This is a genomic window from Burkholderia sp. A2, from assembly GCF_001729305.1.
GTDB lineage: Bacteria > Pseudomonadota > Gammaproteobacteria > Burkholderiales > Burkholderiaceae > Burkholderia > Burkholderia sola.
In genome coordinates, this window is sequence record NZ_LZXX01000087.1 from 133,083 (window position 1) to 154,636 (window position 21,554).

General features: G+C 65.6%; 22 protein-coding genes and 1 tRNA gene. 16 read left to right on the forward strand and 7 right to left on the reverse strand.

Features of this window, described 5'->3' with window-relative positions:
- Positions 1–27 precede the first annotated feature (27 nt).
- Genes A9Z05_RS11185 through A9Z05_RS11200 form a run of 4 tightly spaced genes read right to left on the reverse strand, consistent with a single transcriptional unit; the run spans position 28 to position 2,323 of the window.
- Positions 28–534 carry an RDD family protein gene (locus A9Z05_RS11185; protein ID WP_069618150.1) on the reverse strand — a complete coding sequence of 169 codons (507 nt, stop codon included), beginning with the start codon at positions 532–534 and terminating at the stop codon, positions 28–30.
- Positions 535–540: 6 nt separating this feature from the next.
- Positions 541–1,302 (reverse strand): DUF3106 domain-containing protein, encoded by a 762-nt coding sequence (locus tag A9Z05_RS11190; RefSeq protein WP_069618151.1) that lies wholly within the window; start codon positions 1,300–1,302, stop codon positions 541–543.
- Between the two features lie 26 nt (positions 1,303–1,328).
- Positions 1,329–1,763 (reverse strand): DUF3619 family protein, encoded by a 435-nt coding sequence (locus A9Z05_RS11195; protein ID WP_069618152.1) that lies wholly within the window; start codon positions 1,761–1,763, stop codon positions 1,329–1,331.
- Positions 1,760–2,323 (reverse strand): RNA polymerase sigma factor, encoded by a 564-nt coding sequence (locus A9Z05_RS11200; RefSeq protein ID WP_006491033.1) that lies wholly within the window; start codon positions 2,321–2,323, stop codon positions 1,760–1,762. Before A9Z05_RS11200 ends, A9Z05_RS11195 begins: the two co-directional genes overlap by 4 nt.
- A 355-nt stretch (positions 2,324–2,678) precedes the next feature.
- Here A9Z05_RS11200 and A9Z05_RS11205 point away from each other — a divergent pair, with 355 nt between their 5' ends.
- From A9Z05_RS11205 to A9Z05_RS11230, 6 genes are all read left to right on the forward strand, one after another.
- Positions 2,679–4,442 (forward strand): acetolactate synthase 3 catalytic subunit, encoded by a 1,764-nt coding sequence (locus A9Z05_RS11205; RefSeq protein ID WP_069618153.1) that lies wholly within the window; start codon positions 2,679–2,681, stop codon positions 4,440–4,442.
- Between the two features lie 111 nt (positions 4,443–4,553).
- A complete protein-coding gene (ilvN, locus tag A9Z05_RS11210; RefSeq protein ID WP_006750445.1) occupies positions 4,554–5,045 on the forward strand; it encodes an acetolactate synthase small subunit in 492 nt (163 codons plus the stop codon).
- 106 nt (positions 5,046–5,151) lie between these two features.
- Positions 5,152–6,168 carry a ketol-acid reductoisomerase gene (gene ilvC, locus A9Z05_RS11215; RefSeq protein WP_034190794.1) on the forward strand — a complete coding sequence of 339 codons (1,017 nt, stop codon included), beginning with the start codon at positions 5,152–5,154 and terminating at the stop codon, positions 6,166–6,168.
- Between the two features lie 140 nt (positions 6,169–6,308).
- Positions 6,309–6,953 (forward strand): phosphatidylserine decarboxylase, encoded by a 645-nt coding sequence (locus A9Z05_RS11220; protein ID WP_006478253.1) that lies wholly within the window; start codon positions 6,309–6,311, stop codon positions 6,951–6,953.
- A gap of 14 nt (positions 6,954–6,967) precedes the next feature.
- Positions 6,968–7,840, forward strand: coding sequence for a CDP-diacylglycerol--serine O-phosphatidyltransferase (gene pssA / locus A9Z05_RS11225; protein ID WP_069618154.1), 873 nt, complete (start codon positions 6,968–6,970; stop codon positions 7,838–7,840).
- Positions 7,841–8,168: 328 nt separating this feature from the next.
- Entirely contained in the window at positions 8,169–9,713 is a 1,545-nt protein-coding gene (locus A9Z05_RS11230) for a 2-isopropylmalate synthase (RefSeq protein ID WP_069618155.1), read from the forward strand.
- Positions 9,714–9,787: 74 nt separating this feature from the next.
- On the opposite strand, the gene A9Z05_RS11235 is transcribed toward A9Z05_RS11230, so the two are convergent.
- From A9Z05_RS11235 to A9Z05_RS11245, 3 genes are all read right to left on the reverse strand, one after another.
- Positions 9,788–11,338 carry a SulP family inorganic anion transporter gene (locus A9Z05_RS11235; RefSeq protein ID WP_069618156.1) on the reverse strand — a complete coding sequence of 517 codons (1,551 nt, stop codon included), beginning with the start codon at positions 11,336–11,338 and terminating at the stop codon, positions 9,788–9,790.
- 41 nt (positions 11,339–11,379) lie between these two features.
- On the reverse strand, positions 11,380–12,018 hold the full coding sequence (locus A9Z05_RS11240; RefSeq protein WP_069618157.1) for a carbonic anhydrase: 639 nt from the start codon (positions 12,016–12,018) through the stop codon (positions 11,380–11,382).
- A gap of 383 nt (positions 12,019–12,401) precedes the next feature.
- The gene (locus A9Z05_RS11245; protein ID WP_069618158.1) at positions 12,402–12,914 is read right to left on the reverse strand and encodes a hypothetical protein; all 513 of its coding nucleotides are present in this window, start codon (positions 12,912–12,914) and stop codon (positions 12,402–12,404) included.
- Positions 12,915–13,080: 166 nt separating this feature from the next.
- On the opposite strand from A9Z05_RS11245, the gene A9Z05_RS11250 reads away from it, so the two are divergent.
- The 10 genes from A9Z05_RS11250 (at position 13,081) to A9Z05_RS11295 (ending at position 21,545) form a co-directional block, all read left to right on the forward strand.
- Positions 13,081–14,340: a branched-chain amino acid ABC transporter substrate-binding protein gene (locus A9Z05_RS11250; RefSeq protein WP_069618159.1), complete on the forward strand. Its 1,260-nt coding sequence runs from the start codon at positions 13,081–13,083 to the stop codon at positions 14,338–14,340.
- Positions 14,341–14,447: 107 nt separating this feature from the next.
- Complete coding sequence (gene rpsO / locus A9Z05_RS11255; protein WP_006398792.1) at positions 14,448–14,717, forward strand: 30S ribosomal protein S15; 270 nt, start codon at positions 14,448–14,450, stop codon at positions 14,715–14,717.
- A gap of 290 nt (positions 14,718–15,007) precedes the next feature.
- Entirely contained in the window at positions 15,008–17,155 is a 2,148-nt protein-coding gene (gene pnp / locus A9Z05_RS11260; protein WP_069618160.1) for a polyribonucleotide nucleotidyltransferase, read from the forward strand.
- A gap of 149 nt (positions 17,156–17,304) precedes the next feature.
- Positions 17,305–18,324: an NAD(P)H-quinone oxidoreductase gene (locus tag A9Z05_RS11265; protein ID WP_069618161.1), complete on the forward strand. Its 1,020-nt coding sequence runs from the start codon at positions 17,305–17,307 to the stop codon at positions 18,322–18,324.
- Positions 18,325–18,465: 141 nt separating this feature from the next.
- Positions 18,466–19,221, forward strand: a complete 756-nt coding sequence (tpiA, locus tag A9Z05_RS11270) for a triose-phosphate isomerase (protein ID WP_069618162.1) — start codon at positions 18,466–18,468, stop codon at positions 19,219–19,221.
- Between the two features lie 72 nt (positions 19,222–19,293).
- Complete coding sequence (gene secG, locus A9Z05_RS11275) at positions 19,294–19,671, forward strand: preprotein translocase subunit SecG (RefSeq protein ID WP_069618163.1); 378 nt, start codon at positions 19,294–19,296, stop codon at positions 19,669–19,671.
- Positions 19,672–19,781: 110 nt separating this feature from the next.
- Positions 19,782–19,866, forward strand: a tRNA-Leu gene (locus A9Z05_RS11280).
- Between the two features lie 153 nt (positions 19,867–20,019).
- Complete coding sequence (locus tag A9Z05_RS11285; protein WP_006398798.1) at positions 20,020–20,379, forward strand: NADH-quinone oxidoreductase subunit A; 360 nt, start codon at positions 20,020–20,022, stop codon at positions 20,377–20,379.
- A gap of 62 nt (positions 20,380–20,441) precedes the next feature.
- Positions 20,442–20,921, forward strand: a complete 480-nt coding sequence (locus A9Z05_RS11290; protein ID WP_006398799.1) for an NADH-quinone oxidoreductase subunit B family protein — start codon at positions 20,442–20,444, stop codon at positions 20,919–20,921.
- 21 nt (positions 20,922–20,942) lie between these two features.
- Positions 20,943–21,545 (forward strand): NADH-quinone oxidoreductase subunit C, encoded by a 603-nt coding sequence (locus tag A9Z05_RS11295; RefSeq protein WP_069618164.1) that lies wholly within the window; start codon positions 20,943–20,945, stop codon positions 21,543–21,545.
- Positions 21,546–21,554: the final 9 nt, after the last annotated feature.

The following is a 21,554-nucleotide window of genomic DNA, read 5'->3' on the forward strand; positions in this document are numbered from 1 at the left end:
CGGTTTTCGTCGGACGAATGCGGCGCGTCAGCGCGGTATCGCGACGACGCGCGTGCGCGCGATCCGGTCGTGCGGGAACTGGCGGCCGGCGTGCAACCGGGCGGCGCCGGCCCACACGACGATCCATGCGGCGGCGAGCGCGAGCGTGACGGGCACCGACAGGCCGAGGAGCGGGTGCAGCGCGAGCGGCGGCAGGAACCACAGCCAGCCCAGCGCGTAGCGGACGAGCGCGTGGCCGGCGCTCAGCGGCCGGCCGCTCGACGATTCGAGCCGCAGCCGCCAGGTTTTCATCGGCAGCGTCTGGCCGCCGTGCGTCCAGAACCACACGAAATACGCGCCGACGACGAGCGCGATCCACGCGGCAAGCAGGTTGTGATGAACGAGGCCGTTGCGTTGCTGCGTCGCGAGACTGAACGCGAGCCCGGCGAAGAACACGACGCCGAACAGCAGCACGCCTTCGTAGAGCAGCGCGGCGAGGCGCCGCCGCACGGACGGCGCGGCGGCCGGGGTCTCGGGAGCGCGGGCGTTCGCCACGGCCGCTCAGGAGCCCTTGAACAGCGACGGCGCGTCGGCGGGTGACACCGGCACGACCGCGGCCGGTGCCGATGCGGTGCCGGACGTCGACGATGCAGGCACCGGCTGCACGACGACGCCGGCCGACGCGGGCGCCGGGGTGGCGGTCGCGCCGCTCGCCGGATGTTCGTGCGAGTTGACGAGGCGGCGGACGTCACGGTCGGCGACCGTCGGCGGCGCGCTGACGACGCTCGGCCTGCGGCGGCGCTCGGCGGCGGCAAGCCGTTCCTTCTGTTCCTCGGGGAGCTGCTGATAGGCTTTCCACGCGCGCTCGCGCGCCTGCGCGGACAACTCCTTCGCACTCTGGTAGTTCTCGCGCGCGACGCGGCGCTGTTCGGGCGTCATTTTCGCCCATTCGGTCATCCGGTCCTGCAGCCGCTTCTGGTCATCTGGCGACAACTTCGCGAAACGCGATGCGATCTTCAGCCATTTGCGCTTGCGGGCGTCGCTGAATCCGTCCCACTGGTCGGCGAATGGCGCGAGGGCCGCGTGCTGCGCCGGCGTAAGGCGTGCCCACGACAGCGGGCCGGCGGCGGCCGGCAGCGGAAGGGGAAGCGGCGGGAGTTCGGCGGTCAGCCCGGTCGCGGTTGACGCGGGCGCGGCGGGGCTGGTGGTCGCGACGGGTGCCGTCGCGGGGGCCGGGTGGAATCGGGAATACGTGGCGACGTAGGAAACGGCGATCGCGATCACGCATCCGAAAAATACGGCCAGGCCGCGCTTCTGACTCACCCGTGCGATCCCCTCGTTATTGTCTGTTAGTGAGCGCGCGAAAGATACGCGTTGAACCCGTGATCGAGATACGCATTGAGCGGCAGGTCGTCGCTGAGCATCGCCGCGTCGATGTCGGCGAGTTCGGCGGTGCGCTGCATGTCTTCCCAGTACGCGATGCCGACGAGCCCCGCGAGCAGCAACGCGAGCGGCCACGCACGCAGCAGGCGGCGGGCAAACGACGCGTACGGGCGGCCCGCGGGCGGGCGGTTCCCGGGCGTCGAGCCGTAGGCGCCGGCCGCGCCGGCGAAGGCCGGCACGAACACCGGCGCGCTCGCGGCTTCGGGCTTCTTGCGCGCGAGCGCGGCCCGGCGGGCGACGGCCAGCCGATCGGTGGTCGCGGCAGGCAGCGCGGCCGCGCGCTCGTCCAGCGCGCGGCGCACCTTCAGCGCGAATTCGTGTTCTCGGTTTGCGGAGCTCATAGCGTGATTCCTTTGGCCTTGAGCGCTTGCGCCAGGGTGTGAGTGGCTCGCGAGCAGTGCGTCTTGACGCTGCCCTCGGAGCACCCCATTGCGGCGGCAGTCTCGGCGACATCCATATCTTCCCAATAACGCATCAGGAACGCTTCCCGTTGACGCGTCGGAAGCTTCTGGATTTCTTCGTCGATCAGGGCCAGAACCTGCTCTCTTTCGAGGCGGTGCTCGCTGCTCTCGACGCCCGCGTTGTCGTCCGCGGATTCGAGCGTTTCGAGCGGGTCGAAGTCGTCGTCGTCGGTGTTGTTCAGCGACGAGAAGAGCGTCACCCACGTGTTGCGGACCTTCTGCCGGCGGAACCAGTCGTGGATCGCGTTCTGCAGGATCCGCTGAAAAAGCAGCGGCAGCTCGGCCGACGGGCGGTCCCCGTACTTTTCCGCGAGCTTGATCATCGCGTCCTGCACGATGTCGAGCGATGCATCGTCGTCACGTACGGCGTACGCAGCCTGCTTGAACGCGCGCCTTTCGACGCCCGCCAGAAAGTCGGCGAGTTCCTTGTCTGATGCCATTCCGTGAAGGTATGCGCTGCGGCCCGCTGCGTGGTGTAAAAGGTCGAAAAATTTCGTAAAACCCGCGGATGCTATCAAATTTTCATGCGGCTTGGCACCGGGTCGGCCGCCGCACGTTGCGCGCGAACCGCGCCGGCCGGGCGCCAGGCGGCGTGCATGATGCGCTGCGGGATATTTTGCTTGACGGCCCCGCTTCGACCCGCTATTGTCGGCGATTCGCAACATGAAGTGATGGTCTCATTTGAGGCTGGCCCAAGAAGCCCGCCCTTCAAACTGGACGCGCCGCTTGAACCCGAGCCACAAGCCCGGCAGAGAGCACCCGATCAATTTTTTGCCGAAAATTCGAAAGGTCAAAATGAACATGCCCAGCGCGGAATTCTCCACGTCGGAACCCCTTTCCCCTCCCGATAGCGACTCCATCGGCGGTACCGTGCTCATGAAGGCACTGGCCGACGAAAACGTCGAATTCATCTGGGGCTACCCCGGCGGCTCGGTTCTCTACATCTACGATGAGCTGTACAAGCAGGACAAGATTCAGCACGTGCTGGTGCGCCATGAACAGGCAGCCGTGCACGCAGCCGATGCGTATGCGCGCTCCACCGGCAATGTCGGCGTCTGTCTCGTGACGTCGGGCCCCGGCGTCACCAACGCGGTGACCGGCATCGCAACGGCGTACATGGATTCGATCCCGATGGTCGTGATCAGCGGCCAGGTGCCGACCGCCGCGATCGGCCAGGATGCGTTCCAGGAATGCGACACCGTCGGCATCACGCGCCCGTGCGTGAAGCACAACTTCCTCGTGAAGGACGTGCGCGACCTCGCGGAAACCGTCAAGAAGGCGTTCTATATCGCCCGCACCGGCCGTCCGGGCCCGGTGCTGATCGACATCCCGAAGGACATCTCGAAGACGCCGTGCCAGTACGAGCCGGTGAAGAGCGTGTCGCTGCGTTCGTACAACCCCGTCACGAAAGGCCATTCGGGCCAGATCCGCAAGGCCGTGTCGCTGCTGCTGACGGCCAAGCGCCCCTACATCTACACGGGTGGCGGCATCATCCTCGCCGACGCGTCGCGCGAGCTGAACCAGTTCGCGGACCTGCTCGGCTACCCGGTCACGAACACGCTGATGGGCCTCGGCGGCTATCGCGCGTCGGACAAGAAATTCCTCGGCATGCTCGGCATGCACGGCACCTACGAAGCGAACATGGCGATGCAGCACTGTGACGTGCTGATCGCGATCGGCGCCCGCTTCGACGACCGCGTGATCGGCGACCCGGCGCACTTCGCGTCGCGCCCGCGCAAGATCATTCACATCGACATCGACCCGTCGTCGATCTCGAAGCGCGTGAAGGTCGACATTCCGATCGTCGGCGACGTGAAGGAAGTGCTGAAGGAACTGATCGAGCAACTGCAGACGGCCGAGCATGGGCCCGACACCGACGCGCTCGCGCAATGGTGGACGGACATCGAGGGCTGGCGTGCGAAGGACTGCCTGAAGTACGACCGCGAAAGCGAGATCATCAAGCCGCAGTACGTGGTCGAGAAGGCGTGGGAGCTGACGGACGGCAATGCGTTCGTGTGCTCGGACGTCGGCCAGCACCAGATGTGGGCCGCGCAGTTCTACCGTTTCAACAAGCCGCGTCGCTGGATCAACTCCGGCGGCCTCGGCACGATGGGCTTCGGCCTGCCGGCGGCGATGGGCGTGAAGATGGCCCACCCGGACGACGACGTGCTGTGCATCACGGGCGAAGGCTCGATCCAGATGTGCATCCAGGAACTGTCGACCTGCCTGCAGTACGACACGCCGGTGAAGATCATTTCGCTGAACAACCGCTACCTCGGCATGGTCCGCCAGTGGCAGCAGATCGAATACAGCAAGCGCTATTCGCATTCGTACATGGATGCGCTGCCCGATTTCGTGAAGCTCGCCGAAGCGTACGGCCACGTCGGCATGCGGATCGAAAAGACTTCGGATGTGGAGCCGGCGCTGAAGGAAGCGCTGCGCCTGAAGGACCGCACCGTGTTTCTCGACTTCCAGACCGATCCGACCGAAAACGTCTGGCCGATGGTACAGGCCGGCAAGGGCATCACCGAGATGCTGCTCGGATCGGAAGATCTGTAACGGCGCGACGCGCGCTCAGGCCCGATGCGGCCGCCTTCACGAAGGGCGGTGCGGCACGCGGCGGCGCGCGGCGCGAGTGAATCGACACGGCACATTCTGGAAGAAGCGAACATGAGACACATCATTTCCGTCCTGCTGGAGAACGAACCGGGCGCGCTGTCGCGCGTGGTCGGCCTGTTTTCCGCACGCGGCTACAACATCGAAACCTTGACGGTGGCGCCGACCGAAGACCAATCGCTGTCGCGGCTCACCATCGTTTCCATTGGCTCCGACGACGTGATCGAACAGATCACGAAGCATCTGAACCGCCTGATCGAGGTGGTGAAAGTGGTGGACCTGACCGACGGTGCACACATCGAACGCGAGCTGATGCTGATCAAGGTACGTGCAGTGGGCAAGGAGCGCGAAGAAATGAAGCGGATGTCGGATATTTTCCGCGGCCGCATCATCGACGTGACCGAAAAGACCTACACGATCGAATTGACGGGCGCGAGCGACAAGCTCGACGCATTCATCCAGGGGCTGGACGCGAGCGCGATCCTCGAGACCGTGCGCACCGGCAGCTCCGGCATCGGACGCGGCGAGCGCATCCTGAAGGTGTGATGCCGACATAGCCAAAAATGGCACGCCGGGTGCGCCGTCATGTCCCGGCCCGCAGTACTCCATCCGAACGAATTATTGAATTTTTTGAATTAGCGAAGGAACCATCATGAACGTTTTCTACGACAAAGACGCCGACCTCTCCCTCATCAAGGGCAAGCAAGTCACGATCATCGGCTACGGCTCGCAAGGCCATGCGCACGCGCTGAACCTGAAGGAGAGCGGCGTGAACGTGACGGTCGGCCTGCGCAAGGACGGCGCGTCGTGGAGCAAGGCTGAAAACGCCGGCCTGTCGGTCAAGGAAGTCGCCGAAGCAGTGAAGGGCGCGGACGTCGTCATGATGCTGCTGCCGGACGAGCAGATCGCCGACGTGTACGCGAAGGAAGTCCACGCGAACATCAAGCAGGGCGCGGCGCTCGCATTCGCGCACGGCTTCAACGTCCACTACGGCCAGGTGATTCCGCGCGCCGACCTCGACGTGATCATGATCGCGCCGAAGGCGCCGGGCCACACCGTGCGCGGCACGTACTCGCAAGGTGGCGGCGTGCCGCACCTGATCGCGGTTGCGCAGAACAAGTCGGGCGCGGCGCGCGACATCGCGCTGTCGTACGCGGCGGCGAACGGCGGCGGCCGTGCCGGCATCATCGAGACGAACTTCCGTGAAGAAACCGAAACCGACCTGTTCGGCGAGCAGGCCGTGCTGTGCGGCGGTACCGTCGAGCTGATCAAGGCCGGTTTCGAGACGCTGGTCGAAGCCGGCTACGCGCCGGAAATGGCGTACTTCGAGTGCCTGCACGAACTGAAGCTGATCGTCGACCTGATCTACGAAGGCGGCATCGCGAACATGAACTACTCGATCTCGAACAACGCCGAGTACGGCGAATACGTGACCGGCCCGCGCGTCGTCACGGAAGAGACGAAGAAGGCGATGAAGCAGTGCCTGACCGACATCCAGACGGGCGAGTACGCGAAGAGCTTCATTCTCGAGAACAAGGCAGGTGCGCCGACGCTGCAGTCGCGCCGCCGCCTGACGGCCGAGCACCAGATCGAGCAGGTTGGCGCGAAGCTGCGTGCGATGATGCCGTGGATCGCGAAGAACAAGCTCGTCGACCAGACGAAGAACTAAGCACCGTTCAGCAGCAAAACGTGCTGTTCCGGCCCTTCAAGCGGAGGGCCGGCATCAAAAAGCCGTCCGAAGGCAGCAGTGCCCCGGGCGGCTTTTGTTATGCTACGGGCTTTGCAATTCACCGAACACAGAACGAATCCATGAACTATCCTCATCCGATCATCGCGCGCGAAGGCTGGCCGTTCATCGCGATTGCAGCCGTCGTCGCGCTGTTGATCCATGCCGTCGGGGGCTTCGGCTTCGCGTGGCCGTTCTGGCTGCTGCTCGTTTTCGTCGTCCAGTTCTTCCGCGATCCGCAGCGCCCGATCCCGGCGCAGCCGAACGCGGTGCTGTGCCCGGCGGACGGCCGCATCGTCGCGGTCGAGACCGCGCAGGATCCGTACGCGAACCGCGAAGCGCTGAAGATCAGCGTGTTCATGAATGTCTTCAATGTGCATTCGCAGCGTTCGCCGGTCGATGGCGCGATCAGCAAGGTCGAGTACTTCCCGGGCGCGTTCCTGAACGCGGCGATCGACAAGGCGTCGACCGAGAACGAGCGCAATGCGGTCGTGATCCAGACGGCGAGCGGCAAGACCGTCACGTCCGTGCAGATCGCCGGCCTGATCGCCCGCCGGATCCTCTGCTACGTGCGCGCCGGCGAGCCGCTGTCGCGCGGCCAGCGCTACGGTTTCATCCGCTTCGGTTCGCGCGTCGACGTGTACCTGCCGCTCGGCAGCCGCGCGAAGGTGTCGATCGGCGAGAAGGTCTACGCGTCGTCGACGATCCTCGCCGAGCTCGAACAGTAAGCGGCGGGGGCACAATGGCCGCATTCAAACCGCGTCGGCCGCGTAACGGCTCCGGCCAGACGCCACGCCCGTTCCGCCGCAACAAGGTGATGGCGCCCGATGCGGCGCCGCTCGAAAGCCGCCGCGCGGCGCGCCAGCGGTTCCTGAAGACGCGCGGCATCTATCTGCTGCCGAACGCATTCACGACCGCCGCGCTGTTCTGCGGCTTCTTCGCGGTCGTGCAGGCGATGAACGTCCGCTTCGAGATCGCCGCGATCGCGATCTTCGTGGCAATGGTGCTCGACGGCATGGACGGGCGCGTCGCGCGCATGACGCATACGCAGAGCGCGTTCGGCGAGCAGTTCGACAGCCTGTCCGACATGGTGTCGTTCGGCGTCGCGCCCGCGCTGGTGATGTACGAGTGGGTGCTGAAGGATCTCGGCCGCTGGGGCTGGCTCGCCGCGTTCGTCTATTGCTCGGGCGCCGCGCTGCGTCTCGCGCGCTTCAACACGAACATCGGCAGCGTCGACAAGCGCTTCTTCCAGGGGCTGCCGAGCCCGGCCGCCGCCGCGCTGATCGCCGGCTTCGTCTGGCTCGCGACCGACAACCGCGTGCCGATGAAGCTCGGCTGGCTGCCGTGGGTCGCGTTCGTGCTGACGATCTACGCGGGCGTGACGATGGTGTCGAACGCACCGTTCTACAGCGGCAAGGCGCTCGACGTGCGGCACCGCGTGCCGTTCGCCGCGATCCTGCTCGTCGTCGTCGCGTTCGTGCTCGTGTCGTCCGATCCGCCGCTGATGCTGTTCTGCCTGTTCGTGCTGTACGGGCTGTCCGGCTACGTGTTCTGGGCCTACATGGCCGTCCGCGGGCGTGCGAATCCGGCGCGCTCGTCGCAGCGCGATCACTGACGCCGACGCGCGATCCGTGATCTGCCCGGAACGGCGGCCTTGGGGGCCGCCGTTTTTATTTGCCCCTTTTTTGGGGCCGGGCGCGTCGATTCCCGGGTGCCGTCCGATTGCGCGGCCAACGGAATGTCGCTATAGTCTTCGGCATGACTGCATTTTCCCGCCTCTCCCTCCTTCTAGCCGGTGCGCCGCTACGCGCGCTAGCATTGGCGCGCCTGCCGCGCTGACCGTTCTCGCCCTCCGTCTCAAGCCTCGTCTGTTGTTGAGCGTCGCCAGCGGTGGCGCGATCTCATTACGTTTGACTTCCGTATAAAGAGCCCTGGAGCCCCCCATGACAGACAAGCTGATCATTTTCGATACGACGTTGCGCGACGGCGAGCAATCGCCGGGTGCGTCGATGACGAAGGAAGAGAAAATCCGCATCGCGAAGCACCTCGAGCGGATGAAGGTCGACGTGATCGAGGCCGGCTTCGCCGCCAGCTCGAACGGCGATTTCGACGCGATCCACACGATCGCCGGTCTCGTGAAGGACAGCACGATCTGCTCGCTGGCGCGGGCCAACGACAAGGACATCCAGCGCGCCGCTGACGCGCTGAAGCCGGCCAACAGCTCGCGGATCCACACGTTCATCGCAACGTCGCCGCTGCACATGGAGAAGAAGCTGCGGATGACGCCGGACCAGGTGTTCGAGCAGGCGCGTCTCGCGGTGCGTTTCGCGCGCAAGTTCACCGACAACGTCGAGTTCTCGCCGGAAGACGGCAGCCGTTCGGACCTCGACTTCCTGTGCCGCGTGCTGGAAGCCGTGATCGCCGAAGGCGCGACGACGATCAATATCGCCGACACGGTCGGCTATGGCGTGCCGGAACTCTACGGCAACCTCGTGAAGACGCTGCGCGAACGCATTCCGAACTCGGACAAGGCGATCTTCTCGGTGCATTGCCACAACGACCTCGGGATGGCGGTTGCGAACTCGCTCGCGGGCGTGAAGATCGGCGGTGCGCGCCAGATCGAGTGCACGATCAACGGCCTCGGCGAGCGCGCGGGCAACACGTCGCTTGAAGAAATCGTGATGGCCGTGAAGACGCGCAAGGACTACTTCGGCCTCGACGTCGGCATCGACACCACGCAGATCGTGCCGACGTCGAAGCTCGTGTCGCAGATCACCGGTTTCGTCGTGCAGCCGAACAAGGCAGTGGTCGGCGCGAACGCGTTCGCGCACGCGTCGGGCATTCACCAGGACGGCGTGCTGAAGGCGCGCGACACCTACGAGATCATGCGCGCGGAAGACGTGGGCTGGACCGCGAACAAGATCGTGCTCGGCAAGCTGTCGGGCCGCAACGCGTTCAAGCAGCGCCTGCAGGAACTCGGCGTATCGCTCGACAGCGAAGCCGAATTGAATGCCGCGTTCATGCGCTTCAAGGATCTGGCCGACCGCAAGGCGGAGATCTTCGACGAGGACATCATCGCGATCGTGTCCGAGGAATCGGCGCTCGCGCAGGAGCAGGAGCACTTCAAGTTCGTGTCGCTGTCGCAGCGTTCGGAAACGGGCGAGCAGCCGCAGGCGAAGGTCGTGTTCGCGGTCGAAGGCAAGGAAGTGACCGGCGAGGCACGCGGTAACGGCCCGGTCGATGCGACGTTCAATGCGATCGAGGGCGAAGTCGGCAGCGGGTCCGAGCTGCTGTTGTATTCGGTGAACGCGATCACGACCGGCACGCAGGCGCAGGGCGAAGTGACGGTCCGGCTGTCGAAGAGCGGGCGGATCGTCAACGGCGTCGGCACCGATCCGGATATCGTCGCCGCGTCCGCGAAGGCGTACATTTCCGCGCTGAACAAGCTGCACTCGAAGGACGACAAGGTCAACCCGCAGCGTTCGTAAGCGCCGCGCGCATGACGTAGCCCCGAAACGCCCCGTGCGGCCCTGCGCCGCCGGGGCGTTTTTTCATTGGCCGCTCATTCGGCGGCCGGCGCGCGGAACAGCCAGCGGCGCGCCGCCGCGCGTGCCGCCGGCTGGCGACGGCGGAACTCGACCGCGATCCCGCGCCGCGGCGCATCGGCGACGAACGCATCGAGCAGCTCGAGCACGTCGTGATCGATGTAGTCGGCGCGCGTCGCATCGATGATCACCGCCGCCCGGTCCGGAATGTGCCGCAGGTGGTGCTTGACCTGCACCTTGCCCAGAAACGACACGTCCTTGCGGAACGACAGCAGGAAGTGGTCGTCATGCTGCGCGAGCGTGACGGGGCTCTTCAGGTTCGCGACGGCGACGGCCAGCACGCTGCACGCGAGGCCGAGCGCGATGCCGAACAGCAGATCGACTGCGAGCACGCCGACGATCGTCGCGGCGAACGGCGCGAACGCGGCCGGGCCTTGCTTCATCACCGAGCGGAACAGCGCCGGTTTCGCGAGCTTCAGACCGGTGTGGATCAGGATCGCGGCCAGGCTCGCGAGCGGGATCAGGTTGATCAGGCCGGTGAGCGCGAACACGCTCGCGAGCAGCAGGATCCCGTGCACGATCGCGGACATCCGGCTTTGCGCGCCGGCGTTGACGTTGGCCGAACTGCGCACGATCACCGACGTGATCGGCAGGCCGCCGACCGCGCCCGCGACCAGATTGCCGACGCCCTGGGCCTTCAGTTCCCGATCGGGTTGCGTCGGCCGCCGCTTCGGATCGATCTGTTCGACTGCTTCGAGGCACAGCAGCGTCTCGAGGCTCGCGACGACCGCGAGCGTGATCGCAACCCGCCAGACGTCCGGATTGACCAGGTGCGCGAAGTTCGGACCGAGTTCCGCATGCTTGAGCGATGCCGCGAGCGCCGCGAACGAGTCGAATTCGGGCAGCGTGACGCGATGTGCGGCGCCCGGTGCGGCCGCCGGTGCGACCATGCCGAGCACGAGCGTCGCGCCGATGCCGAGCACGACGACCGCAAGCGGGGCGGGTACCGAACGTACCCATGCGAAGCGCTTGAGTGCCGGCGTGTCCCACGCGATCAGCAGCGCCAGCGACGCAAGCGCGATCGCCGTGGCGGCCCATGCGGTCGGCTGCGCCAGCCAGTTCGCAAACGATTGCGAGGCCGTGCCGCCGATGCCGAATGCGAACGGAACCTGCTTCACGATCAGCAGCAGGCCAATCGCGGCGAGCATGCCCTTGATGACGGGCGACGGCACGTAGGCGGCGAAGCGGCCGGCACGCAGCATGCCGAAGCCGAATTGCAGCACGCCGGACAGCAGCACCGCGAGCAGGAACGCGGAGAAGCTGCCGAGTTGCGCGATGCCTTCGACGACGATCACGACGAGGCCGGCGGCCGGCCCGCTGACGGACAGCGAGGACCCGCTCAGCAGCGCGACGACGATGCCGCCGACGATGCCGGACACGAGCCCGGCGAATGGTTCGACGCCGGAGGCATTGGCGATGCCGAGACAGAGCGGCAGCGCGACGAGGAAAACGACGATGCCGGCGACGATGTCGCGCGGCAGGGTGGACAGGCGCTCGTTCAGTTTCATGGTTGGGCGGTTTCGTTGGCGTGGAGGAGGCAGGGCGCGGGTCAACCGAGCGCAGCGGCAGCAACGGGCTCGGGCTCGGCTTCGGCCGGCGGTGCTGCATAGCCGGAATCGAGCTCCTTCAGGCGGCCGTCGGCGAGCGAAAAGATCCAGCCGTGCACGAGCGGCGGCCGTTCGCGGCCGCGCACGATCGGCGACGCGCGCAGCAGCCGCACCTGTTCGAGCACGTTCAGCTCGGCGAGGCGATCGGCGGCGGCCAGGTCGTCGAGCCCGTCGAGCGTGTCGCGATGGCGCCGCGCGAGCGCGCAGAGCGGTGCGATGCGGCGCGCGACGTGCGGCAGGTCGGCGGGGGGCGGCAGCAGCGATGCGCGCACGCCGCCGCACCCGTAGTGACCGCACACGATCACGTGGTCGACCTTCAGCACCCGCACCGCGTACTCGAGCACGCTGGCGGAATTGTCGTCGTCCGGTTGGAACAGGTTCGCGATGTTGCGATGGACGAACAGCTCGCCGGGCGCGCAGTGCGTGATGGTTTCGGCCGGCACGCGGCTGTCGGCGCAGCCGATCCACAGTACGCGCGGGTTCTGGCCGCGCGTGAGCGCGTCGAAGAAGCCGGGCGCGTGTTCGCGCGTCTCGCGGGCCCAGGCAATGTTGGCAACCAGCATGCTCTTGGGGCGGTTCATGAGGACTCCTTTATGAACAAGGCGAATAAATATCGATCGAAATGGCGTACCGACATTCTTTCTAAGTTGAAAGGTTCGATTTCGACTGATATTAGGGGTATGCCCTAGCACTCCGGGTGGGTTGAAACAAATTGTTTCAAATTGACTGGGCGTAGTGCATTGCATGCACCAGCGAGACGCATGAGATGCGCGGGGCATGCCTGTTTATGAGCAGGCGCCCGCATGACGGGAGGTTCAGGGTATTGCCATCGAAACGTTAATGATCGGAAAAGTTTTCCGTCTTATTCGTGAAATTAAATAAGGCGACGGAAAAAATGAAATGGCCATTCACGCAATTATTCGTGAATGGCCATTGCGACAATTGCGCGTCAATGCGCAATCGGTCAGAACAGATTGCGGCGATCGGGATCGTGCAGCGGATCCGGCGTTTTCTGCGTGGTGCGCAGGATGCCCTGCGGATCGAAGTAGAAGCTGTACATCATGTACCAGACGTTGTCCTCGAGATACCGGTACGTCCACACCTCGCGCTTCATCAGCGGAAAGTAGGCGGTCTCGACCGGGCGTCCGAAATTGACGAGGACGTCGGTCTTCGTCCACTTGCCGATCTCCGCGCGATAGAACTCGCTCGGCTGCAGCACCTGGCGCACGTTGACGATCCGGTGGGCCGCGTCGACGTCGGCCGCGACCGTGATCTCGCCCATCGGCTGGGTCGGCCACATCAGGCGCTTGCCGCCGCCCGGCAGGTCGTAGATTTCGCGCGGCGGGCCCATGCGCGCGACGATCGCCGATTCGTCCTGGCCGGCCTGGTATTGCTGCCACGGTTGCGCGCAACCGGCCAGCAGCGCGGCCGCGCAGGCGGCCAGCACCGGCAGGCGCGCGGGAATGCGAAAGCGCATCGGATTCTCCAGAACACGGAAACAAGTCCCGTTTTATCACGGACGGCGCGCGATCGCGCATCGGGCGGAAAAAATCGGTGCGGATCGCGGGCCGTCGCGCTTGCGGGCGACGGGCGCGGCGGCCTATGATCCGCGCTTCTCGGGCAGATTGAAGGGCAGGTGGCCGATGCAGGGATGGAAGCGATGCGCGCTCGCGTGGAGCGCGGGGTGGATGCTGGTGTCGTCCGCGTTTGCCGGCGGCGAGCCGGTGCGGATCGCGCTGATCGAAGGGATGTCGGGCCCGTTCGCGAACGCGGGCGCGGCGGTCGAGCGCAACCTGCGCTTCGGCGTCGAGCAGGTCAACGCGGCGGGCGGCGTGAAGCTGCGCGACGGCGCGCATCCGCTCGAGCTCGTCGTGCTGGACAGCAAGGGTAGCCCGGAGGAGGCGCTCGTGCAGTTGCGCGCGGCCGCCGACCGGCATGTCGGCTTCGTCGCGCAGGGCAACAGCTCGGCCGTCGCGGCCGCGCTCGTCGCGGCGCTCGACAAGCTGAACGCACGCGATCCGGACAACCGGATACTGTTCCTGAACTACTCGGCCGACGATCCGGCGCTGACCGGCGCGCGCTGCAGTTTCTGGCATTTCCGCTTCGATGCGCATGCCGGCATGCGGATGGCGGCGCTCGCGGACGTGATGGCGCGCGATCGGGCGCTGCGCAAGGTCTATCTGTTGAACCAGGACTACAGCTTCGGTCACGACGTCAGCACCCTCGCGCGGCAGGCGCTGGCCGTGCGGCGCCCGGACGTGACGATCGCCGGCGACGAATTCCATCCGATCGGCCGGATCAAGGATTTCTCGCCGTATATCGCGAAGGTCCGTGCCAGCGGCGCGGACGCCGTCGTGACCGGCAACTGGGGCAACGACCTCACGCTGCTCGTGAAGGCCGCGCGCGAACAAGGGCTGAACGCGAAATTCTATACGTTCTACGGCAACAGCCTCGGCGCGCCGGCGGCCTTGGGCGACGCGGGTGTCGGCCGCGTCGTGGCGGTGGCCGACTGGCACCCGAACGCGGGCGGCGCCCCGTCCGACGCGTTCTACCGCGCGTTCCGGACCCGTTTCCCTGCCGCGCAGGACGACTACCCGGTGCGGCGGATGAGCCAGATGATCCAGATGCTGGGCGCCGCGATGAGCCGCGCGGGGTCGGCCGACCCCGTCGCGGTCGCGCGTGCGCTCGAGGGGCTGTCGTTCGACGACGGCTTCCACGCGTCGCGGATGCGCGCGCAGGATCACCAGCTGATCCAGCCCCTTTACGTGATGGAAATGGACAAGGCCGGCACGCCGGGCGTGCGCTTCGACAACGAGGGGTCGGGCTACGGCTTCCGGACGGTGCTCGCGGTGCCGGCGCAACGCACGGAGATGCCGTCGACGTGCTCGATGACGCGCCCGTGACGGGAAGCGCCAAGAATGGCACCGAGTTGTGCTACAATGCGCGCCGGTTGTAAGTCACGGCACGGCCATTCTTCCGTGTCCGCCTGTTCAGTTAGAAAGGAAATCACATGTCTGTTGCAGATATCAAGAAGTCGGAAGTCGTTGCTCAGTTCGCCCGCGGTACCAACGACACGGGGTCGCCCGAAGTCCAGGTCGCACTGCTGACCGCACGTATCGTCGAACTGACGGGTCACTTCAAGACCCACGCGAAGGATCACCACAGCCGCCGCGGCCTGCTGCGCATGGTGAGCCGCCGCCGCAAGCTGCTCGACTACCTCAAGGGCAAGGATGCCGACCGTTACCGCGCACTGATCGAGAAGCTGGGTCTGCGTAAGTAATCGAGGCGATTGCCGCCAGCAAGATGCCTGTGTCAGTCCGCTGATACAGGCATTTTGTTTTTGCGCGGTGCGTAGCGTCACACGCATCGCAGGCGGTCCCGCACGTTCGTACGGGGTCGCCGCCACGACCGATACCGGGGCAGGATTTGTGTCATTCCAGCGCGTCGCTGCATGAGCGCCGCGCTGGAATGGCATAAAAAACACACCTTGCTCCGGGTGATTCGGTCGGGACGCCGCCGCGCGGAATGGCCGGCGCGGCGAATGAAATGCATGAATACAAAGGAGCAACCATGTCCATGTTCAACAAGGTCGTGAAGGAATTCCAATGGGGCCAGCACAAGGTGCGCCTCGAAACCGGTGAAATCGCCCGCCAGGCGAGCGGCGCCGTGATCGTCGACGTCGAAGACACCGTCGTGCTGGCAACCGTCGTCGGCGCGAAGTCGGCGAAGCCGGGCCAGGATTTCTTCCCGCTGACCGTCGACTACCTCGAGAAGACCTACTCGGCCGGCAAGATCCCGGGCGGCTTCTTCCGCCGCGAAGGCCGTCCGTCGGAGCATGAAACGCTGACGTCGCGCCTGATCGACCGTCCGCTGCGCCCGCTGTTCCCGGAAGGCTTCTACAACGAAGTCCAGGTCGTGATCCACGTGCTGTCCGTGAACCCGGAAATCCCGGCGGACATCCCCGCGCTGATCGGCGCATCCGCCGCGCTCGCCGTGTCGGGCCTGCCGTTCAACGGCCCGGTCGGTGCCGCGCGCGTGGCGTACATCGACAACACGTACGTGCTGAACCCGACGCGTGACCAGCTCAAGGCATCGAGCCTCGACCTCGTCGTCGCGGGTACGGAGCGCGCCGTGCTGATGGTCGAGTCGGAAGCCGATCAACTGTCGGAAGAAGTGATGCTGGGCGCCGTTGTGTTCGGCCACGAGCAGATGCAGATCGCGATCGACGCGATCCACGAACTGGTGCGCGACGGCGGCAAGCCCGAGTGGGACTGGCAGCCGGCGCCGAAGAACGAGGCGCTGATCGCACGCGTGACCGAGCTGGCGCAGAACGATCTGCTCGCCGCTTATCAGCTGCGCGACAAGCAGGCGCGTTCGGCGAAGCTGAAGGAAGTCTACGCGGCGACGTCGGCGAAGCTCGAGGAAGACGCGCTGGCGGCCGGTACGGTCGCGGCCGACAAGGCCACGGTCGGCAACGTGCTGTTCGACATCGAGGCGAAGATCGTCCGTTCGCAGATCCTGAACGGCGAGCCGCGCATCGACGGCCGCGACACGCGCACCGTGCGCCCGATCGAGATCCGCACCGGCGTGCTGCCGCGTACTCACGGCTCGGCGCTGTTCACGCGCGGCGAAACGCAGGCGCTGGTCGTCGCGACGCTCGGCACGAAGGGTGACGAGCAGATCATCGACGCGCTCGAAGGCGAATACCGCGAGCGCTTCATGCTCCACTACAACATGCCCCCGTTCGCGACCGGCGAAACGGGCCGCGTCGGCTCGCCGAAGCGTCGCGAAATCGGCCACGGCCGGCTGGCTAAGCGCGCGCTGGTCAAGTGCCTGCCGAGCGCCGACGAATTCGGCTACTCGATCCGCGTCGTGTCGGAAATCACCGAATCGAACGGTTCGTCGTCGATGGCGTCGGTGTGCGGCGGCTGCCTCGCGCTGATGGACGCCGGCGTGCCGATGAAGGCGCACGTCGCGGGTATCGCGATGGGCCTGATCCTCGAAGGCAACAAGTTCGCGGTGCTGACCGACATCCTCGGCGACGAAGATCACCTCGGCGACATGGACTTCAAGGTGGCCGGCACGGAGCAAGGCGTGACGGCGCTGCAGATGGACATCAAGATCCAGGGCATCACGAAGGAAATCATGCAGGTCGCGCTCGCGCAGGCGAAGGAAGGCCGCATGCACATCCTCGGCAAGATGACGTCGGCTGTGTCGGGTGCGAACACGCAACTGTCGGAATTCGCGCCGCGCATGATCACGGTCAAGATCAACCCGGAAAAGATCCGCGACGTGATCGGCAAGGGCGGTTCGGTGATCCGCGCGCTGACCGAAGAAACGGGCACGACGATCGACATCTCGGACGACGGCGTCGTGACGATCGCGAGCACGAGCAGCGAAGGCATGGCCGAAGCGAAGAAGCGCATCGAGCAGATCACCGCTGAAATCGAAGTCGGCCAGGTGTACGAAGGCACGGTGCTCAAGCTGCTCGATTTCGGCGCGATCGTGAACCTGCTGCCGGGCAAGGACGGCCTGCTGCACATCTCGGAAATCGTCAACGAGCGCGTGAAGGACATCAACGACTACCTGAAGGAAGGCCAGCAGGTGAAGGTCAAGGTGATCCAGACGGACGAGAAGGGTCGCGTGCGTCTGTCGGCCAAGGCGCTGCTGAATGAAGCAGCGGCGGCAGCGCAGTCGGATACGCCGCCGCAGCAGTAAGCGGACAGGCGGACCAACGGCCGGCAGTGCGAAAGCGTGCCGGCCGTTTTTTCTGTAGCATCGTTGTGCGGCGCAGCAGCGCCGGCGAGGCGCCCGCCGCCGTGCGCACGGGTGCGCCATCCGATTCCGATCCTGGAGCGATTTTCATCATGAAAGCCATCGAAATCACCGAATTCGGCGCCCCCGACGTGCTGAAGCTCGCGGAGCGTCCGCGCCCCGAACCGAAGCGCGGCGAGGTGCTGATCAAGGTGGCGGCTGCCGGCGTGAACCGGCCCGACGTGTTCCAGCGCAAGGGCGCCTATGCGCCGCCGCCGGGTGCGTCGGATCTGCCGGGCCTCGAGGTCGCGGGCGAGATCGTCGGCGGGGATGTGTCCGATGCGGCGTTGAACCCGTTCGGCCTGAAGCTCGGCGATCGCGTGTGCGCGCTGCTTGCGGGCGGCGGCTATGCCGAATACGCGGTCGCGCCGCTGCCGCAGTGCCTGCCGGTGCCGGAGGGCCTCACCGATATCGAGGCCGCATCGTTGCCCGAAACGTTTTTCACCGTGTGGAGCAACGTGTTCGACCGTGCGCAGCTCGGCGCGGGCGAGGGCGGCGAGCAGGAGACGCTGCTCGTGCAGGGCGGCTCCAGCGGCATCGGCGTGACGGCGATCCAGATCGCGCATGCGCTCGGTTTCCGCGTGTTCGCGACGGCCGGCACCGCCGACAAGTGCCGCGCGTGCGAGGCGCTTGGCGCGGAGCGCGCGATCGACTACAAGACCGAAGACTTCGTCGAAGTCGTGAAGTCACTGACGCACGATCGCGGTGTCGACGTGATCCTCGACATGGTGGCGGGCTCGTACGTGCCGCGCGAGCTGTCCGCGCTCGCGGACGGCGGTCGTCTCGTGCTGATCGCGCTGCTCGGCGGCGCGAAGGCCGAGGTCAACCTGAGCGAGATCCTGCGCCGCCGGCTGACGGTGACGGGCTCGACGCTGCGCCCGCGCCCGGTCGAGTTCAAGGCGCGCATCGCCGCGCAGTTGAAGGCGCGCGTGTGGCCGCTGCTGGCCGACGGTCGCATCAAGCCCGTGATTTATCGTGTGCTGCCGGCCGGCGACGCCGCGCAGGCGCATGCGCTGATGGAGAGCGGCGAGCACATCGGCAAGATCGTGCTCGATTGGGGCGCGAACGCGTGACGGCCCGCGCAGCGGCGCTTGACATACGCGGTTTGACCGGTTCAAGCCGCGCGCAGTAAAATCGCGGGTTTGCTTCGCCAGATCCAACCTGACGGCCGGGTTCCGGCACGTTAATGACAAGATAGTGACGAGACAGACACGATGTCGAAACAACGAACAAAGCGAGTGATCGGCAACTGGAAGATGCACGGCCGGCTGGCCGGCAACCAGGCGCTGCTGAGCGAAGTGGTGCAGGGTGCGGGCGCGGTGACGGCTGAAACGTCGATCGGCGTGTGCGTACCGTTCCCGTATCTCGCGCAGGTTCAGGCGCAACTCGGCGGGGGGCGTGTCGCGTTCGGTGCGCAGGACGTGTCTGCGCACGAGCAAGGCGCGTTCACCGGCGAGGTGGCGGCCGCGATGGTGGCGGAGTTCGGTGCGCAGTATGCGATCGTCGGCCATTCGGAGCGTCGCGCGTATCACGGCGAAAGCAGCGAGACGGTCGCCGCGAAAGCGCAACGCGCGCTCGCGGCAGGCCTCACGCCGGTCGTGTGCGTCGGCGAGACGCTCGACGAGCGCGAGTCGGGTGCGACCGAGCAGGTCGTCGGTGCGCAGCTCGACGCGGTGCTGGCCGTGCTGACGGCTGACGAAGCCGCCCGCATCGTCGTCGCGTACGAGCCGGTCTGGGCGATCGGTACGGGCAAGAGCGCGACGTCGGCGCAGGCGCAGGACGTGCACGCGTTCCTGCGTACGCGTCTCGCGGCGAAGGGGGCGGCGGACGTGTCCGTGCTGTACGGCGGCAGCGTGAAGCCGGACAACGCGGAAGAGCTGTTCGCGCAGCCGGACATCGACGGCGGCCTGATCGGCGGCGCGTCGCTGAAGGCGGAAGATTTCCTGGCGATCTGCCGGGCCGCGCGTTGAGCGGTCCGAGATCGAATTGAACCATGACGGCGGCCGGTCGGTCCGGTCGCCCGATCCAATCGGGTGGGTGTGATGCTGTTATTCAAGACGTTGATTATTGTGGTGCAGGTGCTGTCTGCGCTCGGTGTGATCGGGCTCGTGCTGCTGCAGCATGGCAAGGGTGCCGACATGGGCGCCGCGTTCGGCAGCGGCGCGTCGGGCAGCCTGTTCGGTGCGACGGGCTCGGCGAACTTCCTGTCGCGCACGACGGGCATTCTCGCGGCGATCTTCTTCGTCGCGACGCTCGCGCTGACGTACCTCGGTTCGTACAAGTCGACGCCGTCGGCAGGTGTGCTCGGCATGGCAGCGACCGCGCCGGCATCGGCGCCCGCCGCATCGGCGCCGGCGGTCGCGGCGTCCGCTGCAGCCGGTTCGGCCGCAAGCGCGCCGGGCCAGGATGTCCCGAAATAAAAAGTTAATTTTTTTGCGGTTGTGCGTTGAACAAATCCTGAACTCGGGTTAGAATTTAATTCTTGAAGCGATTCGCGGGAACGAGCAGCACAACCCGAGTTGCATGCAGTGCCGACGTGGTGAAATTGGTAGACACGCTATCTTGAGGGGGTAGTGGCGAAAGCTGTGCGAGTTCGAGTCTCGCCGTCGGCACCAAAGTTACTCAATGCCAGCCGCTTCTAGTGGCTGGCATTTTTCATTTCTGGGGTGTGCTTGCGGTTGTCTTGCGATCGCCTGTACTCCGAAATGATTCCTTCCGCCGGAAGTGGTATTCTCCGGACGCTCAGAACCAACCGATAGAGGATTGCCTTGAACCTCGCAGCCTATTACCCCGTCTTGTTGTTCCTCCTCGTGGGCACTGGTTTAGGTATAGCGCTGGTCAGCATCGGCAAGCTCCTTGGTCCCAACAAGCCGGACGTCGAGAAGAACGCACCGTACGAGTGCGGCTTCGAGGCCTTTGAAGACGCCCGGATGAAGTTCGACGTTCGGTATTACCTCGTCGCCATCCTGTTCATCATCTTCGATCTCGAAACCGCATTCCTGTTCCCGTGGGGCGTCGCGCTCCGGGACATCGGCTGGCCGGGTTTCATCGCAATGATGATTTTTCTGCTCGAATTCCTGCTGGGCTTTGCCTATATCTGGAAGAAAGGCGGCCTCGACTGGGAGTGATGGGTTAATCGCCGGTTTGCATGGGCGGCCACGCTCGGTCGCTCGTCTGGAGTGGAAAGCAAATGAGTATCGAAGGGGTCTTGAAGGAAGGGTTTGTCACCACGACGGCTGACAAGCTGATCAACTGGACGCGTACCGGCTCGCTGTGGCCGATGACGTTCGGGCTCGCGTGTTGCGCCGTCGAGATGATGCATGCGGGCGCGGCCCGTTACGATCTGGACCGGTTCGGGGTCGTGTTCCGTCCGAGCCCGCGCCAGTCGGACGTGATGATCGTCGCCGGCACGCTGTGCAACAAGATGGCGCCCGCGCTGCGTCGCGTGTACGACCAGATGGCCGAGCCGCGCTGGGTGATCTCGATGGGGTCGTGCGCGAACGGCGGTGGCTACTACCACTACTCGTACTCGGTGGTCCGCGGCTGCGACCGGATCGTGCCGGTCGACGTCTACGTGCCGGGCTGTCCGCCCACGGCCGAGGCGCTGGTCTACGGCGTGATCCAGCTTCAGGCGAAGATCCGTCGCACCAATACCATCGCCCGTCAATAAAGCCCCGAGCGTCCCCTCAATATGGCAAGCAAAATCGAGACTCTCAAGGCAAACCTCGAAGCCGCGTTCGGCGCGCGCGTGGTGAGCCTCACCGAAGCGATCGGTGAACTGACGCTCGTCGTGAAGGCGAGCGATTACCTCGAAGTCGCAAAGACGCTGCGCGACGATCCGAAGCTCCGTTTCGAGCAACTGATCGACCTCTGCGGCGTCGACTACCAGACCTTCGGCGACGGCGCCTACGACGGCCCGCGCTTCGCGGCCGTGTCGCACCTGCTGTCGGTCACGAACAACTGGCGCCTGCGCCTGCGTGCGTTCGCGCCGGACGACGATCTGCCGATCGTGGCGTCGCTGGTCGACATCTGGACCTCGGCGAACTGGTACGAGCGCGAAGCGTTCGACCTGTACGGCATCGTGTTCGAAGGCCACCCCGACCTGCGCCGCATCCTCACCGACTACGGCTTCATCGGCCACCCGTTCCGCAAGGACTTCCCGGTGTCGGGCTACGTCGAAATGCGTTACGACCCGGAAGAGAAGCGGGTCGTATACCAGCCGGTGACGATCGAGCCGCGCGAAATCACGCCGCGCGTGATCCGCGAGGATCGCTATGGCGGTCTGAAACATTAAGGGGGCGTC

Excerpts from the sequence above, each read along its gene's own strand:
- A9Z05_RS11250 (WP_069618159.1), top strand. The coding sequence starts at position 13,081 with ATGCAGGGATGGAAGCGATGCGCGCTCGCGTGGAGCGCGGGGTGGATG.
- secG (WP_069618163.1), top strand. The coding sequence starts at position 19,294 with ATGCTGTTATTCAAGACGTTGATTATTGTGGTGCAGGTGCTGTCTGCG.
- A9Z05_RS11295 (WP_069618164.1), top strand. The coding sequence starts at position 20,943 with ATGGCAAGCAAAATCGAGACTCTCAAGGCAAACCTCGAAGCCGCGTTC.
- pssA (WP_069618154.1), top strand. The coding sequence starts at position 6,968 with ATGGCCGCATTCAAACCGCGTCGGCCGCGTAACGGCTCCGGCCAGACG.
- A9Z05_RS11205 (WP_069618153.1), top strand. The coding sequence starts at position 2,679 with ATGAACATGCCCAGCGCGGAATTCTCCACGTCGGAACCCCTTTCCCCT.
- pnp (WP_069618160.1), top strand. The coding sequence starts at position 15,008 with ATGTCCATGTTCAACAAGGTCGTGAAGGAATTCCAATGGGGCCAGCAC.
- A9Z05_RS11200 (WP_006491033.1), bottom strand. The coding sequence starts at position 2,323 with ATGGCATCAGACAAGGAACTCGCCGACTTTCTGGCGGGCGTCGAAAGG.
- A9Z05_RS11290 (WP_006398799.1), top strand. The coding sequence starts at position 20,442 with ATGAGTATCGAAGGGGTCTTGAAGGAAGGGTTTGTCACCACGACGGCT.
- ilvC (WP_034190794.1), top strand. The coding sequence starts at position 5,152 with ATGAACGTTTTCTACGACAAAGACGCCGACCTCTCCCTCATCAAGGGC.
- A9Z05_RS11230 (WP_069618155.1), top strand. The coding sequence starts at position 8,169 with ATGACAGACAAGCTGATCATTTTCGATACGACGTTGCGCGACGGCGAG.
- A9Z05_RS11245 (WP_069618158.1), bottom strand. The coding sequence starts at position 12,914 with ATGCGCTTTCGCATTCCCGCGCGCCTGCCGGTGCTGGCCGCCTGCGCG.
- A9Z05_RS11235 (WP_069618156.1), bottom strand. The coding sequence starts at position 11,338 with ATGAAACTGAACGAGCGCCTGTCCACCCTGCCGCGCGACATCGTCGCC.
- A9Z05_RS11240 (WP_069618157.1), bottom strand. The coding sequence starts at position 12,018 with ATGAACCGCCCCAAGAGCATGCTGGTTGCCAACATTGCCTGGGCCCGC.
- A9Z05_RS11195 (WP_069618152.1), bottom strand. The coding sequence starts at position 1,763 with ATGAGCTCCGCAAACCGAGAACACGAATTCGCGCTGAAGGTGCGCCGC.
- A9Z05_RS11265 (WP_069618161.1), top strand. The coding sequence starts at position 17,305 with ATGAAAGCCATCGAAATCACCGAATTCGGCGCCCCCGACGTGCTGAAG.
- ilvN (WP_006750445.1), top strand. The coding sequence starts at position 4,554 with ATGAGACACATCATTTCCGTCCTGCTGGAGAACGAACCGGGCGCGCTG.
- rpsO (WP_006398792.1), top strand. The coding sequence starts at position 14,448 with ATGTCTGTTGCAGATATCAAGAAGTCGGAAGTCGTTGCTCAGTTCGCC.
- tpiA (WP_069618162.1), top strand. The coding sequence starts at position 18,466 with ATGTCGAAACAACGAACAAAGCGAGTGATCGGCAACTGGAAGATGCAC.
- A9Z05_RS11220 (WP_006478253.1), top strand. The coding sequence starts at position 6,309 with ATGAACTATCCTCATCCGATCATCGCGCGCGAAGGCTGGCCGTTCATC.